The sequence below is a fragment of the Terribacillus saccharophilus genome, assembly GCF_046592595.1.
GTDB lineage: Bacteria > Bacillota > Bacilli > Bacillales > Amphibacillaceae > Terribacillus > Terribacillus saccharophilus_C.
On sequence record NZ_JAWVPF010000006.1, the window covers coordinates 168,769 to 184,884 of the forward strand.

At 45.6% G+C, this 16,116-nt stretch carries 17 protein-coding genes; all 17 read left to right on the plus strand.

From position 1 onward, the window contains the following. Nucleotide 1: 1 nt before the first annotated feature. The 17 genes from bshB2 (at nt 2) to whiA (ending at nt 16,046) form a co-directional block, all read left to right on the plus strand. On the plus strand, nt 2–676 hold the full coding sequence (gene bshB2, locus SFC25_RS11890; RefSeq protein ID WP_411215487.1) for a bacillithiol biosynthesis deacetylase BshB2: 675 nt from the start codon (nt 2–4) through the stop codon (nt 674–676). A 27-nt stretch (nt 677–703) separates the two neighbouring features. After that, nucleotides 704–1,816 (plus strand): DUF4097 family beta strand repeat-containing protein, encoded by a 1,113-nt coding sequence (locus tag SFC25_RS11895; RefSeq protein ID WP_411215488.1) that lies wholly within the window; start codon nt 704–706, stop codon nt 1,814–1,816. Between the two features lie 14 nt (nt 1,817–1,830). Next, nucleotides 1,831–2,187 carry a phage holin family protein gene (locus tag SFC25_RS11900; protein WP_411215489.1) on the plus strand — a complete coding sequence of 119 codons (357 nt, stop codon included), beginning with the start codon at nt 1,831–1,833 and terminating at the stop codon, nt 2,185–2,187. Nucleotides 2,188–2,291: 104 nt separating this feature from the next. Beyond that, a complete protein-coding gene (hprK, locus tag SFC25_RS11905) occupies nt 2,292–3,248 on the plus strand; it encodes an HPr(Ser) kinase/phosphatase (protein WP_411215490.1) in 957 nt (318 codons plus the stop codon). Further along, on the plus strand, nt 3,235–4,059 hold the full coding sequence (gene lgt / locus SFC25_RS11910; protein ID WP_411215491.1) for a prolipoprotein diacylglyceryl transferase: 825 nt from the start codon (nt 3,235–3,237) through the stop codon (nt 4,057–4,059). Before hprK ends, lgt begins: the two co-directional genes overlap by 14 nt. A gap of 15 nt (nt 4,060–4,074) precedes the next feature. Next, entirely contained in the window at nt 4,075–4,746 is a 672-nt protein-coding gene (ppaX, locus tag SFC25_RS11915; RefSeq protein ID WP_411215492.1) for a pyrophosphatase PpaX, read from the plus strand. Further along, nucleotides 4,718–5,227 (plus strand): acyltransferase, encoded by a 510-nt coding sequence (locus SFC25_RS11920; RefSeq protein ID WP_411215493.1) that lies wholly within the window; start codon nt 4,718–4,720, stop codon nt 5,225–5,227. Before ppaX ends, SFC25_RS11920 begins: the two co-directional genes overlap by 29 nt. A 31-nt stretch (nt 5,228–5,258) precedes the next feature. Beyond that, on the plus strand, nt 5,259–5,801 hold the full coding sequence (locus SFC25_RS11925) for a glycerol-3-phosphate responsive antiterminator (RefSeq protein ID WP_411215494.1): 543 nt from the start codon (nt 5,259–5,261) through the stop codon (nt 5,799–5,801). 275 nt (nt 5,802–6,076) lie between these two features. Further along, nucleotides 6,077–6,919, plus strand: a complete 843-nt coding sequence (locus tag SFC25_RS11930) for an MIP/aquaporin family protein (protein ID WP_411215495.1) — start codon at nt 6,077–6,079, stop codon at nt 6,917–6,919. Further along, nucleotides 6,919–8,409, plus strand: coding sequence for a glycerol kinase GlpK (gene glpK, locus SFC25_RS11935; protein WP_411215496.1), 1,491 nt, complete (start codon nt 6,919–6,921; stop codon nt 8,407–8,409). The genes SFC25_RS11930 and glpK overlap by 1 nt, the downstream gene beginning before the upstream one ends. A 198-nt stretch (nt 8,410–8,607) precedes the next feature. Then, complete coding sequence (locus SFC25_RS11940) at nt 8,608–10,290, plus strand: glycerol-3-phosphate dehydrogenase/oxidase (protein ID WP_411215497.1); 1,683 nt, start codon at nt 8,608–8,610, stop codon at nt 10,288–10,290. Nucleotides 10,291–10,413: 123 nt separating this feature from the next. After that, the gene (locus tag SFC25_RS11945) at nt 10,414–11,421 is read left to right on the plus strand and encodes a tetratricopeptide repeat protein (RefSeq protein WP_411215498.1); all 1,008 of its coding nucleotides are present in this window, start codon (nt 10,414–10,416) and stop codon (nt 11,419–11,421) included. A 92-nt stretch (nt 11,422–11,513) separates the two neighbouring features. Beyond that, nucleotides 11,514–12,467 carry a thioredoxin-disulfide reductase gene (trxB, locus tag SFC25_RS11950; RefSeq protein WP_411215499.1) on the plus strand — a complete coding sequence of 318 codons (954 nt, stop codon included), beginning with the start codon at nt 11,514–11,516 and terminating at the stop codon, nt 12,465–12,467. Between the two features lie 291 nt (nt 12,468–12,758). Continuing rightward, a complete protein-coding gene (locus SFC25_RS11955; protein ID WP_411215500.1) occupies nt 12,759–13,226 on the plus strand; it encodes an NUDIX hydrolase in 468 nt (155 codons plus the stop codon). A gap of 13 nt (nt 13,227–13,239) precedes the next feature. Further along, nucleotides 13,240–14,121, plus strand: coding sequence for an RNase adapter RapZ (gene rapZ / locus SFC25_RS11960; protein ID WP_411215501.1), 882 nt, complete (start codon nt 13,240–13,242; stop codon nt 14,119–14,121). Beyond that, on the plus strand, nt 14,121–15,065 hold the full coding sequence (locus SFC25_RS11965) for a gluconeogenesis factor YvcK family protein (RefSeq protein WP_411215502.1): 945 nt from the start codon (nt 14,121–14,123) through the stop codon (nt 15,063–15,065). The genes rapZ and SFC25_RS11965 overlap by 1 nt, the downstream gene beginning before the upstream one ends. Before the next feature lie 30 nt (nt 15,066–15,095). Continuing rightward, nucleotides 15,096–16,046, plus strand: coding sequence for a DNA-binding protein WhiA (gene whiA / locus SFC25_RS11970; RefSeq protein WP_411215503.1), 951 nt, complete (start codon nt 15,096–15,098; stop codon nt 16,044–16,046). Nucleotides 16,047–16,116 lie beyond the last annotated feature (70 nt).

Here is a 16,116-nt window from a genome sequence, read left to right on the forward strand (position 1 = left end):
CATGGAAAAACACGTAGTAGTTATCTTCCCGCATCCGGATGATGAAGCTTTCGGAGCTGCTGGTACAATTGCCAAGTTCAGACAGGAAGGCGTGCCGGTCACATATTTGTGCGGTACATTGGGAGAGATGGGACGCAATATGGGTAATCCGACTTTTGCGACTCGTGAATCATTACCTGAAATTCGGAAGAAAGAATTGCAGGATGCTTGTAAAGTGATGGATGTTGAGCTGCAGATGCTCGGATATCGGGATAAAGTATTGGAATTCGAGGATCTTTCGAAAGTCAGTGACCATTTGAAAGAATTGCTTGAGACGATCAAACCAACACTTGTCATCACGCATTATCCGGAATATGCAGTCCATCCGGATCACAATGCACTTGGTGCAGCAGCGATCGATGCTGTGTCACGGATGGAGGAAAGTACTCGTCCGACAGTCTGGGCGCAGGCGTTCATGCGCGGCTACCAGGAGATCTTAGGTAAACCTGATGTCGTACAGGATATCCGTCCTTTTGTTAAAACGAAAGTGAAGACAATTCTATGCCATACATCCCAAGCGCAAGGCGTGCTTGGAAATGTCACTGGAGCAGAACTCACAGAAGAGAACATGGAAGCCATCGCATTGGAACATTTCAAAGAAGAAACATTCTATACTTGGAACTTCGAAAACATATAATCCGTATATGTGAAAAGGAGGCTATGTATGAGAACAGAGAGAAAGAGAATCCTGAAGCAGCTGGAAGAAGGCAAGCTCACCGCCGAAAAAGCTGAGCTGCAGCTTGCGGCTCTCGATGAGCGGGCCTTCGGTGCTGTGCAGGAGCAGGATAACAACGAAGAGAAGGAACTGGTAGTCCAAGAGCTTGTTACAGCAGGGGAAGAATCTAAAACACAGCGTACTGACGGCAAGACAGTCAAGAAAAAGAACGTCGGGCCGAAAGTGCTGCAATATGTGCAACAGGCCTTCAGTAAAATCAAAAATGCCGATCTTGATTTGAATTTCGGTGATCATTATACTGTGGAGTATATTTTCCAGGCTGATGAGACATTCTCGAAATTGGAGCTGAAAATCTATAATGGCTCCATTACGGTCAAGAGCTGGAATGAGACTTTGGCACGGCTGGAGACGAAAGCCAAGGTTTATCAGGAAGAAGATGAGCAAGCTGCGAGAAGGCGGTTCACTGATAAAGCTTATTTCGCCATCGCAGACGGCAAACTGCAGTTTTCCCTGCAAGATAAGCGGATCAAACCTGAAATCACACTGTACGTTCCGGAAGCGGTGTATGAAGAATGTATCGTGAAAACCTTCAATGGCACAATTCGTACGGATTCCGTGAGCAGCACGAATATATATTGCAAAACGACAAATGGAAGCATTGATCTCCAAGGAGGCGGCGGGTCTATCGTCAGCGCTGAAACCTCAAATGGCAGTATCAAACTGAAGCATGTGACTGCGCAGGATCTTCTGTGTGAGTCCGTCAATGGCTCGCTCCGGCTGGAGGGAAGCTTCCGCAAGCTTGATGCGCAAACGTTCAATGGAAGCATCCATTGCGAGTGGCATAATGAAGATCCGGACAGTGCCTTTTTCAAGGCGGCCAACGGCAGTATCCGCTTGAAATCCTTGGCGGCAATTCCGCTGAATGGGCGGATCACGACAAATATCGGCTCGCTGCATTGTGATCTGGATGAGTATATTGTCATTGACGAATCGAAGGAAGTCGTAAAAAAGGCTCTCAAATTCGAGACACATCCAGCCGCGGCTGAAAAGCTGCATTTGGAAGCAAACACGAAGACAGGTTCTGTCTGGGTGCTTCCTTAACATGGTAACAGTGTATGCTTAGATGGATTTTGACACTATTGCTGAACAGCGTGTCCTTAATGATTGTCAGCCGCTTTTTCGATTCCTTTTACCTGGAAGGATTCGGGACTGCCATCCTGGCAAGCTTCATTTTGTCGGTTCTGAATCTCTTAGTCCGTCCGGTGCTGATTGTATTGACACTGCCATTGACAGCTTTGACATTCGGATTGTTTCTCTTTGTCATCAATGCAGTCACCTTGATGATCACGCAAGGTCTGATTGGAGAAAATTTCATAATTGATGGATTTGGTACAGCGATTATCGCAGCAATCATTCTTGCTTTGCTGAATCTTATCTTGAATTGGCTCATCCGTGATCGGATCACGAGTTGAAGAAGCTCTGCAGTATATCGCTGCAGGGCTTTTTTGTGCACAGGTATCTATCTTTTCTGGAAGTATGCTAGAATAAACAAGAATTGTTAGGATGGAGGGTTCTTATGGCAAAAGTGGTCATTCAAGATTTATTGGATCGTTTCAATCTGGAATTGCTGACAGGGGATACAGGCGTAGAGCGCGAGATTTTCATGAGTGATATTTCCCGTCCTGGTATAGAGTTGACTGGTTATTTTAAATATTATCCGAAAGACCGTTTGCAGCTTTTCGGGAAGACGGAGCTTTCTTTCCTGGAGGAACTGACGAGCGAGCAAAAGCGGGAGCGTTTCGAAAAGATATGCTCAGACGTTACGCCAGGTTTGATCATCACAAGGGGGCAGGAAGTGCCGCCGGAGATGAAGGAAGCGGCAGAAGCTGCTGGTGTACCGATCTTACGTTCACCACATAAGACGACGCGTGTCATCAGCCGGATCACGAACTTCCTGGAAGCGAAATTCGCTCCATTCACCGCGGTCCATGGGGTATTGGTGGATATTTACGGTATCGGAATTCTGATCACTGGACAAAGCGGTGTTGGTAAAAGTGAAACTGCACTGGAGCTCGTCAAGCGCGGACACCGCCTTGTTGCGGATGACAGTGTTGAAATCCGGCAGGAGGATTACGATACCCTTATCGGGAATTCGCCTTCTTTAATCGAACATCTACTGGAAATTCGGGGCTTGGGCATCATCAATGTGATGACGCTGTTTGGCGCAGGTGCTGTGCGCAGCCACAAGAAAATTTCCATCGTCATCAACCTGGAGACTTGGGATCAATCGAAACAATATGACCGAGTCGGTCTTGATGAAGACACGATGAAAATCATGGACGTAAACGTACCGAAGATGACAGTTCCAGTTCGTCCTGGACGTAACTTGGCTGTTATCATCGAAGTGGCTGCAATGAACTTCCGTTTGAAGCGCATGGGTGTGAATGCCGCGGAAGAATTCTCACAGCGTCTTACCAAAATGATTGAAACAGGAAAAGATAATGAGGGAGACATGACGGATGGAAATGTGTGAAGTACAACCGCTGAACCGGGTATTTCTGCAGCTCGGTTCGGTGTCGATTTATTGGTATGGCGTCATTATCGCAGCTGGTGCCGCGCTGGGACTATGGCTGGCTATCCGTGAATCCAGAAAGCGCGGATTACATAAAGATACATTCGTCGATTTCCTTGTATTCGCTATCCCGGCAGCAATCATTTCTGCACGGATCTATTACGTCGTATTTGAATGGGAAAGCTATGCGGATGGTCCATTTTGGAAAGTGTTTGCTATATGGGAAGGCGGAATCGCCATCCATGGTGCCTTGATTGGTTCCATCATCACGGCACTCATTTTCTGCCGTGTGAAAAAGATTTCCTTCTGGAAGCTGGCGGATATTGCGGCGCCAAGTTTGATCCTTGGACAGGCAATCGGGCGCTGGGGAAACTTTATGAATCAGGAAGCACATGGCGGACCTGTTTCAGCAGAAGCATATCAGAACTACATTCAATATCTCCCGGACTTCATCAATAATCAAATGTGTATTGATGGTGTTCTGTATCATCCGACATTCCTTTACGAATCATTGTGGAATATACTTGGATTCGTTATTTTACTCGTCCTGCGCAGAGTGAATCTGAAACGCGGGGAGATGTTCTTGTTCTACCTCGCTTGGTATAGTCTTGGACGTTACTTTATCGAAGGGATGCGGACGGATAGTCTTGTAGCAGAGGGATTGCGTGCAGCGCAGATCGTTTCAATCGCGTCTATTGTAATAGCGATTATCATCGTCATTATCCGCCGTCGTCCTGGTGCGAAAACACCACGTTACAAAGACAAGAAATAGAAAGGCGGGTGCAAAATGACAGTCACGACATTGTTGTTTGACCTTGATGGAACACTGATAGACTCCAATAGTCTGATTCTAGCTTCCTACACGGCTACCCTTGAGCAGTATATGGGGCGGACGTATGAGCGGGAAGAACTGCTTCCGTTCATCGGCCCTCCGTTGAAGGATGTGTTTGAAAATATCGATCCTGTAAAAGCGGAAGACATGATTGCGGCATACCGGGAGCACAACCTAAAACATCATGATGCATATGTTGAGGCTTATCCGTATGTAGCCGAAACATTGCAGCAGCTCAAGCAGGCAGGCTTCAAGCTGGGTATCGTTACGACGAAGATGCGCGATACAGCGGAGCGAGGTCTTCGTGTATGCGGACTTGGCGGATTGTTTGATGTGGTAATCGGGTATGATGATATCAAGCAAGCAAAGCCTCATCCAGAACCAGTTTTGAAGGGTCTTGATGCACTCGGGAGCTTGCCTGGAGAAGCTATCATGATCGGAGATAATTACCATGACATCGAGTCTGGTAAGAATGCCGGCACGAAAACGGCAGGCGTAGCTTGGTCAATCAAAGGCAAGCAGTCCTTGCTGGATTATAAACCGGATTATATGCTTGAGGATATTCGTGATTTACTCGATATCGTAAAGGGAGAAGCACATGCGGAAAACGGAAAGCTATCCCGTTAAAGGTACAAACTCCCTTTGGCAGATGTACAAGACCGTTTCTTTTTGGAAAGTGGTAAAAAATTTCATCGTTATCCAGATTGGCCGTTATACACCTTTTCTTAGCATGAAAAATTGGCTGTATAGGACATTTCTAGGGATGAAAATAGGCAATGAAACAGCACTTGCTCTCATGGTCGTGCCCGATTTTCTTTTTCCGGAGCGGATCACGATTGGAAAGAATACAATTATCGGCTATAACACAACGATCCTGGCGCATGAGTATTTGACGGCAGAATACCGGCTGGGCAACGTTGTCATCGGTGATAATGTGATGGTAGGAGCCAATACGACGATACTTCCGGGCATCACAATAGGAGATGGAGCGGTTGTCTCCGCTGCCACCCTTGTCCATCGGGATGTACCTCCGGGAGCCATGGTCGGCGGCAATCCTATGCAAGTGATTCATACAGCAGAAGAAAGACAGAACAAGCAGACAACCTAGTGTGTCTGCTTGTTTTATAAGGAGGAATAGAATGGATTTAGGACAGCGTATTTTGCCTGCAGCCCGTAATGAAAGAGACTTTGACGAATTGCTTCAGCGGGAAGATATGCAGATGATGGTCCTGCTTGAAACAAGGATCGCACAGCTTCCTTCCCAAATCAAATATGCGAAAAAGGCGGGTAAGAAAGTGTTTTTGCATGTTGATTTGATACAGGGATTGAAAACAGATGACGCAGGGATGGACTTTGTTTGTCAGCGATTGAAACCCGATGGTGTCATATCGACAAGGACCAATGTCATCAACGCAGCTAAAAAATATAAGATAACTGCAGTGCAGCGATTATTTCTGATTGACGGTCATGCATTGGATCACAATCTTTCTTTGATCAAGAAGACGCAGCCGGATTATATCGAAGTGTTGCCGGGGTTAATTCCTCATATGATAAAAGAAGTATCCGACCAAGTGGGCATCCCGGTCATTGCTGGAGGGCTCATTCGGACCCGTGAAGATGTGGATGCAGCATTGGAAGCAGGCGCGACAGCGGTTTCAACTTCTAAAAAAAGTTTGTGGTAAGTTGTTGACACCGCTTTCAAATAGGTGTAAAGTCTACCTATAAGTTAATATTAATGATCGGAGATACGGAGAATCCATTACCTTTTTAGTACACGCCAAGGGGCATACTATGTTATATTAGGTGATGGATTTTTCTTATCCAAAAGACAGCGCTTCCTTGTAATATTTTTAGGATGATCTTAGCAATTTTCTATGATTCTTCTGAGGTGCAGTTATTTTGGACGCTTAATGAAAGCGCTCTCCAAAAAAATCTATCAACAAAGGGGAAAATCGCAATGAGTATCTTCGCAGCCGAAACAATCGGCACAATGGTTCTTATACTCTTCGGGGGAGGAGTAGTAGCAGTAAGCAACTTGAGTAAGTCAAAAGGGGAAGGCACAGGCTGGATCACAATCACAATCGCTTGGGGTCTTGCAGTAGCAATGGGTGCCTATGCAGTAGGCGGCTTCTCGGGAGCTCACTTGAATCCGGCTGTGACACTTGGTTTGGCAATCAATGGAGATATCACTTGGGGTCAAGTACCAACATACCTCGCAGGTGAAATGCTTGGGGCGTTCTTAGGTGCCGTACTCGTATTCTTGGTTTATTTGCCGCACTGGGCGAAAACGTCCGATCCGATGGCAAAACTATCTGTTTTCTCAACAGATCCTGCAATTGATAGTCCTGTTTCAAACATGCTGACAGAAATCATTGGCACATTCATCCTAATGCTTGGTATTCTATTCATTGGAGGCAACTCTTTAGCAGAGGGATTCAATCCATTATTAGTAGGTTTGCTCGTAGTTGTAATCGGGATGGCACTTGGCGGTCCAACTGGATATGCTATCAACCCAGCCCGTGACTTAGGTCCGCGTATCGCTCATGCATTGCTGCCGATACCAGGCAAAGGTTCTTCTAACTGGAAGTATGCGTGGGTTCCAGTTGCAGGTCCGCTGCTTGGCGGCGCATATGGTGCATATTTCTATAACGGATTTTTCAAGGAAGACTTGCAAGTAGGTTTCTGGATTTTATCTGCTGTCATTTTAGTTATCATCATCGTTGCAGTCCGAGGGGAACTAGCGAAAGCTAACGCAGAAGCAGCAGCGAATAATGGTGTGAAAACAAGGGGGATTAAATAATGGAAAAATTTATCATGGCACTTGACCAAGGTACAACAAGCTCACGCGCAATTCTGTTCAACCATAATGGCGACATTGTGGAAACAGCACAAATGGAGTTCGAACAGTTCTTCCCGCAATCCGGCTGGGTAGAGCATGACGCGAATGAAATTTGGACTTCCATTTCTGCATGTATGGCAGAAGTACTTCGCAAAGCGGATATCGATGCGAAACAGGTTGCGGGTATCGGTATTACGAACCAGCGTGAAACAACAGTCGTATGGGATAAAAATACTGGTCGTCCGATCCATAAAGCGATTGTTTGGCAATCCCGTCAGACAGCTGACATCGTGAATGAATTGATTGAAAAAGGCCATAATGATTTATTCCGTGAGAAAACAGGTTTATTATTGGATGCTTACTTCTCTGGAACAAAAGTGAAATGGATCCTGGATAATGTGGAAGGCGCACGTGAAAAAGCTGAGAACGGCGACTTGCTATTCGGTACAATCGATACATGGCTGGTTTACAAGCTGTCTGGCGGTAAAACGCATGTTACGGATTATTCCAATGCAGCCCGTACATTGATGTACAACATCCACGAATTGAAGTGGGATGATGAGCTGTTGGAAATCCTTGATGTACCGAAATCAATGCTTCCGGAAGTAAAACCTTCCTCAGAAGTGTATGCCAACACAATCGATTATCACTTCTTCGGTGAAGAGGTACCGATCTCTGGTATCGCTGGTGACCAGCACGCTGCGCTATTCGGTCAAGCTTGCTACGAGCCGGGTATGGTGAAGAATACTTACGGTACAGGCTGCTTCGTCCTCATGCATACAGGTGAGGAAGCTGTAAAATCCGATCATGGCTTGCTGACGACAATTGCTTGGGGCCTTGATGGGAAAGTAGAATACGCGCTAGAAGGAAGTATCTTTGTAGCTGGTTCTGCAGTGCAGTGGCTTCGTGATGGCTTGAAGATCATCGAATCCTCTCCGGACAGTGAGCGTCTAGCTACAAGTGTTGCCGATAATGGCGGTGTTTATGTCGTTCCTGCATTCGTAGGTCTTGGCACACCATATTGGGATAGTGATGCTCGTGGAGCAATGTTTGGTATCACGCGCGGCACAACTGGTGCTCATATCACGCGTGCAACTTTGGAATCCCTTGCTTTCCAGTCCAAAGATGTCGTTGACGCGATGATCGAGGATTCCGGTATCGATGTGAAGCAGCTTCGCGTTGATGGCGGTGTCGTGAAAAACGATTTCCTTATGCAGTTCCAAAGCGATATGCTTGATGTAGATGTAGAACGTCCAGTCATTCAGGAAACAACAGCCTTAGGTGCTGCCTACTTGGCTGGTTTGGCAGTCGGCTATTGGGAAAGCCGCGAAGCGATCGCTAACAAATGGCAGATCGATCGCACGTTCAAACCGAATCGCTCCAAAGAAGAAAAAGATCAGCTCTACGCAGGCTGGAAAAAAGCTGTGGAAGCGACACGTACTTTCAAGTAATATAACTTTTCAAATCGGGCTGAGCATGTTATACTGAAGTCACAAGTTAATGATTCGGCCCGAGACATTGGAGAGACCGCGAATATCTATACATTGTATGGATTATTTGTGGTCTCTTTCTGCTTTCTATACATGACTTCTACACTATTGGGGTATAGAAATAATGGGAGCGCTGAATCTAAAAAGGAGTGTTCATGCATGACTGTTTTCTCTAGTAAAAAACGTAATGAAATTTATGCAAATTTAACTGATAAACCTCTAGACGTACTTGTAATCGGTGGGGGAATCACTGGTTCTGGTATCTCTCTTGATGCAAGAATGCGCGGAATGAACGTAGGTCTTGTTGAAATGCAGGACTTCGCAGCGGGTACTTCTTCCCGTTCAACTAAATTGGTTCACGGTGGCTTGCGTTACTTGAAACAATTTGAAGTAAAAATGGTTGCGGAAGTTGGTAAAGAACGTGAAATCGTATATGAAAACGGTCCTCACGTAACAACACCAGAATGGATGCTGCTTCCTTTCCACAAAGGCGGAACATTCGGTCCGTTTACAACAAACATCGGCTTGCGCGTCTATGACTACCTTGCAGGTGTTAAAAGAGCAGAGCGCCGTACAATGCTGAAACGTGATGAAGTATTGGACAGAGAACCACTGGTGAAATCTGAAGGTTTGCTGGGCGGCGGTCGTTATGTGGAATATAAAACAGACGACGCACGTTTGACTCTTGAGGTATTGAAGAAGGCTGTGGAAAAAGGCGTTCATGCAATCAACTATACAAAAGTAATCGAATTCATCTATGATGCCGGCGGCAAAGTGACTGGCGTTGTAGCAGAAGACCTTACAACTGGTGAAAAGCACCGAATCTTCGCGAAGAAAATTGTAAATGCCGGCGGTCCTTGGGTAGATACACTTCGTGAAAAAGACGGTTCTAAAAAAGGTAAAACACTTCACCTTACAAAAGGTGTGCACTTGGTATTCGATGGCGAACGTTTCCCATTGCGCCAAGCAGTATACTTCGATACTCCGGATGGCCGGATGGTATTCGCCATTCCGCGTGAAGGCAAAACTTATGTTGGTACGACAGATACAACATATAAAGGTGACATCAAGCACCCGGTTATGACTGTTGAAGATCGTGACTATATCATCGATTCCATCAACTACATGTTCCCAACAGTGGAAATTACGAAAGACGATGTAGAATCCAGCTGGGCAGGTCTTCGTCCGCTTATCCAGGAAGAGGGCAAAAAACCTGGTGAGATTTCCCGTAAAGATGAAATTTTCGTTTCTGACAGCGGTCTGATTTCCATGGCCGGCGGTAAGCTTACTGGCTACCGTAAAATGGCAATCGAAGCAGTGGATCTTGTTGCTGACCAGTTCAAGAAAGAAGAAGGCATCCTATACTCCCAAGCGGATACGAAGAACCTTCCGATCTCTGGCGGGGAAGTTGGCGGATCCAAAGGCTTCGAGCGCTTCAAGGAACGCAAAGTGGATGAAGGAAAAGCAATTGGTCTTTCTTCTGAGGATGCACTTAAGATGGTGAGCCGTTACGGAGCGAACGTTGATAAAGTCTTCGAACGCTTTGAAACGCTGAAAGATGAAGCAAAAGCTGCCAACATCGATCCGCTTGTATTCGCTCAGCTGCGTTATGCAATTGAAGAAGAGCTTGCATTCAAACCTGTCGATTTCTTCGTTCGACGTACAGGTGCATTGCTATTCAACATCAACTTTGTTCACACAAACAAAGATGCGGTTATCGATTACATGGCTGAAACATTGGGCTACTCTGCAGAACAAAAAGCTGAGTATACGCGTGAGCTAGAAGTATTGGCGAAAGAGGCAGTTGTGCCGGTTAAAGAAGACGACTTGCAAACTGTGTAAGCTTTCTCTTCGAGAATAGGCTGTTTCCCTTAGGGGGAGCAGTCTTTTTTTCTTGAAGTGTAGGAGCAGATGTGGAAATATGGTATACTTCTTGGGATATCTAAAAGCAGTAGGAGGAAACACATGCAAACGCTGGAACCAGCAGAGCAGCAGGCACGACCGTCAAATATCATCCCCTTCATTCCAGAAGGTGATTTCTATTATACAAAAGGCGTAGAAGCCTATCGGAACGGTAAGCTGGACAAAGCTATGAAATGGCTTAATAAAGCGATCGAAATGGAACCGACGGAAGTGATTTACCACTGCCAGAAGTCGGTTATTTTTACGGAAATGGGATCGTTCCATAAAGCGATCTATATATTGGATGACATCATTAAAGAGCATGGGGACGATTACGCGGAATGCTTTTATTTGCTTTCCCATAATTATTCCAAGCTAGGATATATGCACGATGCAGAAAAGTACGCAAACTTGTACCTGGAAATGGATCCGGAGGGAGACTTCCGGGAGCAGGCAGAGGAACTATTGACTTATGTGGAAGCCGAGGAAGAGGATGATGAGCTCTGGACAACAGAGGAAGAAGATGAACTCATCATGTTCCAGGAGTCGGCCTTTTATTATTTAGAGCGGGAAGAATGGCAGTTTGCTTTGCCGATTCTGGAAGAAATGATGAGCATGTTTCCGGAACATATGCTGGCGAAACATGAGTATGCCAAAGCACTGTTCTTCTCCGGTAATCAAAAGGAAGCAATACGAATGGAAGAAGAGCATCTATTGAGTGAGCAGGTTTCTGTTTACACACACGTGAATCTTGCTATGTTTTATCATGAAATGGATCAATTCGACCAAAGAGATGAGCATCTGCGGCTGCTTCGCAATATTTTTCCGATTCATGAAGAACAGCATCTGCGTATCGCGTGTGCTTTCTCCATGACAGGATTTTACGAGGACGCCGTCGAACGCTTCCTCCATCTGGATAAAAGACGCGTGAAAGGACATGCTTCCTATTATAAGTGGTTCAGCCTGGCCGCGAAGAAGGCCGGCAACGGAGCATATGCTGAAAAGCTATGGCAGGAAGGCAGCCGTAGATTCAGCCATCTGACAAAAGAAGAATTTTATTGGCTTTCTTAAAGCTATAGGCAGAAAGATGGACGTTACGCACAGAATCCTATATGCTAACGAGTAGATAAAACGACTGATAAAGAGGAAAGGGGTTAATTTACATGACTGAAGAAAGAATTTATGACGTAATCATTGCAGGTGCCGGACCAGCTGGTATGACAGCAGCAGTCTACACTTCACGTGCGAATCTTGATACACTAATGCTGGAAAGAGGTATTCCGGGCGGTCAGATGGCGAATACGGAAGATGTAGAGAACTATCCTGGTTATGATTCCATCCTGGGACCTGATCTTTCCAATAAGATGTTTGAGCATGCGAAGAAATTCGGTGCAGAATATGCTTACGGAGATATCAAGGAAGTAAAGGACGGCAAGGAATATAAAACAGTTATTGCAGGAAATAAAGAATATAAAACACGTTCCCTTATCATTACAACAGGCGCGAAGTGGAAAAAACTTGGCGTACCTGGTGAAGATGAGTTGAGCGGACGTGGTGTTTCTTATTGTGCCGTTTGTGATGGTGCGTTCTTCAAAAACCGCGAATTGATCGTAGTCGGCGGAGGCGACTCTGCTGTCGAGGAAGGTGTCTACCTGACTCGTTTCGCTGAAAAGGTTACAATCGTACACCGCCGGGACAAATTACGCGCACAGCCAATTCTGCAGCAGCGTGCTATCGCAAATGAAAAAGTTGAGTTCATTTGGGATACGACTGTTGAGGAAATCAATGGCGAAAACAATAAAGTATCCAGCGTGACGCTTTTGAATCAGCGTACTGGAGAAAAATATGAAAAATCTGCTGATGGTGTGTTCATCTATGTCGGAATGGTACCATTGAGTGAACCGTTCCAATCTCTTGGTATCACAAATGATCTTGGCTATATTCATACAAATGAACGTATGGAAACAGCTGTACCTGGCGTTTTCGCAGCTGGAGATATTCGTGATAAAGAGCTTCGACAAATCGTGACAGCAACTGGAGACGGCAGTATTGCTGCTCAAGCTGCTCAAGGCTATGTGGAAACTCTAAAAGAAGAGCTGAACGCTATCGGCAAGTAATAGGCTCGGCCATTCCTTGTAAATGATTCTTAATGCTGCTGTAACATGGGCGACATAATCATTTGCTATACTGGTTTTAACTAATTGACCCCCTTTTAATAGATAAATTAGTTATTGGCATAGGTGTCTCGGCACCTATGCATTTTTTTTGTTCTTTTAGGGATTAACGGCGATTTTTGGTAAAGACTTAGGAAACATAATACTGTTTGAAGATAAACAGAAATAGTATAATATAGAGTGATGTGTATAACGAACCAACATGTCCACTTACACAGAGAAAGAGGTGGAAGCATGCAACGTGTTGCAAACTGCATCTTGGCAGTTGATGACAAAGTTCTCTTATTGAAGAAACCAAGTAAAGGATGGTACTCAGCACCTGGAGGAAAAATGGAGCTGGGTGAATCCGTGAAAGAAACTGCTGTCCGGGAGTTCTGGGAAGAAACAGGATTGACTATACATGAACCTGAGCTTCGCGGGACGTTTACTTTTGTTATAAAAAAAGGCGAAAAAGTTGTACATGAGTGGATGATGTTCACCTTCTTCGCTGAAGATTATACCGGTGACCTGCTGGAAGAAAGCCAGGAAGGTAAGCTGGAATGGATAGATAAAAAGAAAATCAAGGATTTGCCGATGGCAGAGGGAGATCGTGACATATTCGCCCATATGTTCAACACAGATGAGCCATTGTTCGGCACATTCGTCTACACGGAGGATCGCCAGCTGCTGCAATCAAAGCTGGATCCGACGACACCAGAATAAACGGGGGATACGTATGGAGAAACAGTTGAATGAAACCAAGCTCGTCATCATTACAGGTATGTCCGGAGCAGGAAAAACGGTTGCCGTTCAAAGCTTTGAGGACTTGGGTTACTATTGCGTGGATAACTTGCCCCCGGCACTATTGCCGACATTCCTTGATCTGATGCGTGATGCTGCCAATGATATCAAAAAGGTAGCACTAGTCATGGATTTGCGAGGAAGGGAATTCTTTGATTCCTTATTCGAAGCTTTGGACAAGCTGACACAAGAGAATTGGCTGGAACCGCAAGTATTATTCCTCGATTCAAAGGATGAAGTGCTCGTAACCAGATACAAAGAAACGCGCAGGACGCATCCGCTGGCACCCGAAGGACTGCCGCTTGAAGGAATCCAACAGGAACGTGCACTGCTGGATCAAATGCGCGGCAGAGCACAATACATCGTGGATACATCAACTTTGAAGCCGAAGCAGCTGCGCGAGAAAATCATGAAACGCTTCAAGGATACCGATTATGAAGAGTTCACGGTCCAGATGCTGAGTTTTGGTTTCAAATATGGGCTTCCAATCGATGCGGATCTCGTCTTCGATGTCCGTTTCCTCCCGAATCCTTTCTATGTGGAGAATCTCAGACCGCAGACTGGCTTGGATGAACCTGTTTCCTCCTATGTATTCAAGTGGTCAGATACACATACTTTCCTGCAAAAGCTCGAGGATATGCTCACTTTCATGCTGCCTCAGTATCGGAAGGAAGGTAAAAGTCAGCTTGTGATAGCTATCGGCTGTACGGGCGGACAGCATCGTTCTGTAGCCATCGCAGAGTATTTGGCTAAACGATACAGTGATAACTATGCGACACATGTGACACACCGTGATGTAGAAAGGAGAAGCCACTGATGGCTAGCAAAAAAATAGTTGCTATCGGGGGCGGAACAGGGATGCCTGTTTTACTGCGAGGACTAAAACAGCTGCCTGTTGATCTTTCCGCAATTGTCACAGTAGCCGATGATGGCGGCAGCTCAGGTAAACTGCGTACCGAGCTTGCGATGCCGGCACCAGGGGATATACGGAATGTCATTGCTGCATTGGCTGATGCAGAGCCGATGCTGATTGATTTGTTCCAGCATCGGTTCAAGGATGGCAATGGATTATCTGGTCATTCGATGGGAAATCTGCTGCTGGCAGCGATGACCTCTATATCCGGGGATTTTTATAATGGAATCAAAGAAATATCACGTGTACTTAAAGTAAAGGGCAATATTTACCCGATTGCCAATCAGAACGTTGTGCTGCATGCAGAGATGACAGATGGTGAAATCGTAACGGGAGAATCCAATATTCCGCTTGCGAATAAACGGATCAAGCGGGTATTTGTCAGCCCGCTGCCGGTCAAGCCCTTGCCGGACGCGATTGAAGCGATCAAGCAGGCTGATTTGATTGTCATCAGTCCAGGCAGTCTCTATACGAGTGTCATGCCGAATCTGATTGTTCCAGAGATTGAGAATGCCTTACGAGACGCACCAGGCAAGGTTGTCTACGTATGCAATGTGATGACGCAATATGGCGAAACGACAGGCTATACAGCAGGAGATCATATTCAAGCCATACATGATCATATTGGAGTCGATATTGTCTCGTCAATTGTTGTGAATAATAGTGCAATTGAGCAAGATATCCGCGAAAATTATGCAGAAGAGCACGCCGAACCGGTCGTGTATGATATCAGCCGCTTAAAGTCTTTGGGACTTGAAGTCATCGAAGCAGATATCATCGACCATCATCAGCGCAAGCTACGGCATGATACACATAAAATCGCTAAGCTGCTTTACGCGATGCTGTAAAAGCGAGGCACGAGAAGGGGGGAGAGCTTCGTGAGCTTTGCATCAGAAATAAAGAAGGAATTGACGACCATTCCTATTGAAATGACGGACGTGAAAAGTGAGCTTGCAGCTTTGATCCGGATGAACGGCTCTGTCTCCTATTCGAGACAGGAATATATGCTGGATGTCCAGACAGAGAATGCGGCTATCGCAAGACGTATTTATACGCTGCTGAAGGCAATTTATCAGCATCCAATTGAATTGCTCGTCCGTAAGAAGATGAAGCTGAAGAAAAACAATGTCTATATCGTGCGATTGAATAAACAAGTGGACGAATTGCTGCGCAATCTGGAAATCCTGGAAGATCAATTCACCTTTGTCCGCACAATCAGTACATCTTTCACGGATACTGCTGAAAAGCGCAGAGCGTATTTGCGTGGTGCCTTCCTGGCAGGTGGTTCGGTAAATAATCCGGAGACTTCTTCCTACCATTTGGAAATCTTCAATACGCATAAAGAACATAGCGACGCACTTTGCGAGCTGATGAATACATTCGACCTGCACGCCCGCAGCACGGAGCGTCGCAAAGGCTTTATCACGTACTTAAAGGAAGCGGAAAAGATCACGGAATTTCTCAATATCGCAGGTGCACACAGCGCACTGTTTAAATTCGAGGATGTCCGGATTGTCCGTGATATGCGCAACTCGGTTAACCGGCTCGTCAACTGTGAAACAGCGAATCTAAACAAGACGATTGGCGCTGCTTTTCGCCAAGTCGAGAATATCAATTTCATCAAAAATACGGTGGGTATCGAGGCATTGCCGGATAAACTGCAGGAAATCGCTGAACTTCGAGTCCAGCATCAGGATGTTTCACTGAAAGAACTCGGTGAACTGGTTTCCACCGGTAAGATCAGTAAATCCGGCATCAATCACCGCCTCCGTAAAATAGATGAATTCGCTGACAGACTTCGTAATGGGACATCTATTAAAAAAGCATAAGCAGGTATAAAGTGGATATAGCATGTGGTATACTTAGAAGACACTCGAATGGGTGTTTTCTTTTTCATGT

Coding starts and splice junctions, on each gene's coding strand:
- rapZ (WP_411215501.1), top strand. CDS start 13,240: ATGGAGAAACAGTTGAATGAAACCAAGCTCGTCATCATTACAGGTATG.
- SFC25_RS11930 (WP_411215495.1), top strand. CDS start 6,077: ATGAGTATCTTCGCAGCCGAAACAATCGGCACAATGGTTCTTATACTC.
- SFC25_RS11940 (WP_411215497.1), top strand. CDS start 8,608: ATGACTGTTTTCTCTAGTAAAAAACGTAATGAAATTTATGCAAATTTA.
- SFC25_RS11895 (WP_411215488.1), top strand. CDS start 704: ATGAGAACAGAGAGAAAGAGAATCCTGAAGCAGCTGGAAGAAGGCAAG.
- SFC25_RS11920 (WP_411215493.1), top strand. CDS start 4,718: ATGCGGAAAACGGAAAGCTATCCCGTTAAAGGTACAAACTCCCTTTGG.
- SFC25_RS11945 (WP_411215498.1), top strand. CDS start 10,414: ATGCAAACGCTGGAACCAGCAGAGCAGCAGGCACGACCGTCAAATATC.
- SFC25_RS11955 (WP_411215500.1), top strand. CDS start 12,759: ATGCAACGTGTTGCAAACTGCATCTTGGCAGTTGATGACAAAGTTCTC.
- hprK (WP_411215490.1), top strand. CDS start 2,292: ATGGCAAAAGTGGTCATTCAAGATTTATTGGATCGTTTCAATCTGGAA.
- SFC25_RS11965 (WP_411215502.1), top strand. CDS start 14,121: ATGGCTAGCAAAAAAATAGTTGCTATCGGGGGCGGAACAGGGATGCCT.
- SFC25_RS11900 (WP_411215489.1), top strand. CDS start 1,831: ATGCTTAGATGGATTTTGACACTATTGCTGAACAGCGTGTCCTTAATG.
- bshB2 (WP_411215487.1), top strand. CDS start 2: ATGGAAAAACACGTAGTAGTTATCTTCCCGCATCCGGATGATGAAGCT.
- SFC25_RS11925 (WP_411215494.1), top strand. CDS start 5,259: ATGGATTTAGGACAGCGTATTTTGCCTGCAGCCCGTAATGAAAGAGAC.
- ppaX (WP_411215492.1), top strand. CDS start 4,075: ATGACAGTCACGACATTGTTGTTTGACCTTGATGGAACACTGATAGAC.
- glpK (WP_411215496.1), top strand. CDS start 6,919: ATGGAAAAATTTATCATGGCACTTGACCAAGGTACAACAAGCTCACGC.
- lgt (WP_411215491.1), top strand. CDS start 3,235: ATGGAAATGTGTGAAGTACAACCGCTGAACCGGGTATTTCTGCAGCTC.
- trxB (WP_411215499.1), top strand. CDS start 11,514: ATGACTGAAGAAAGAATTTATGACGTAATCATTGCAGGTGCCGGACCA.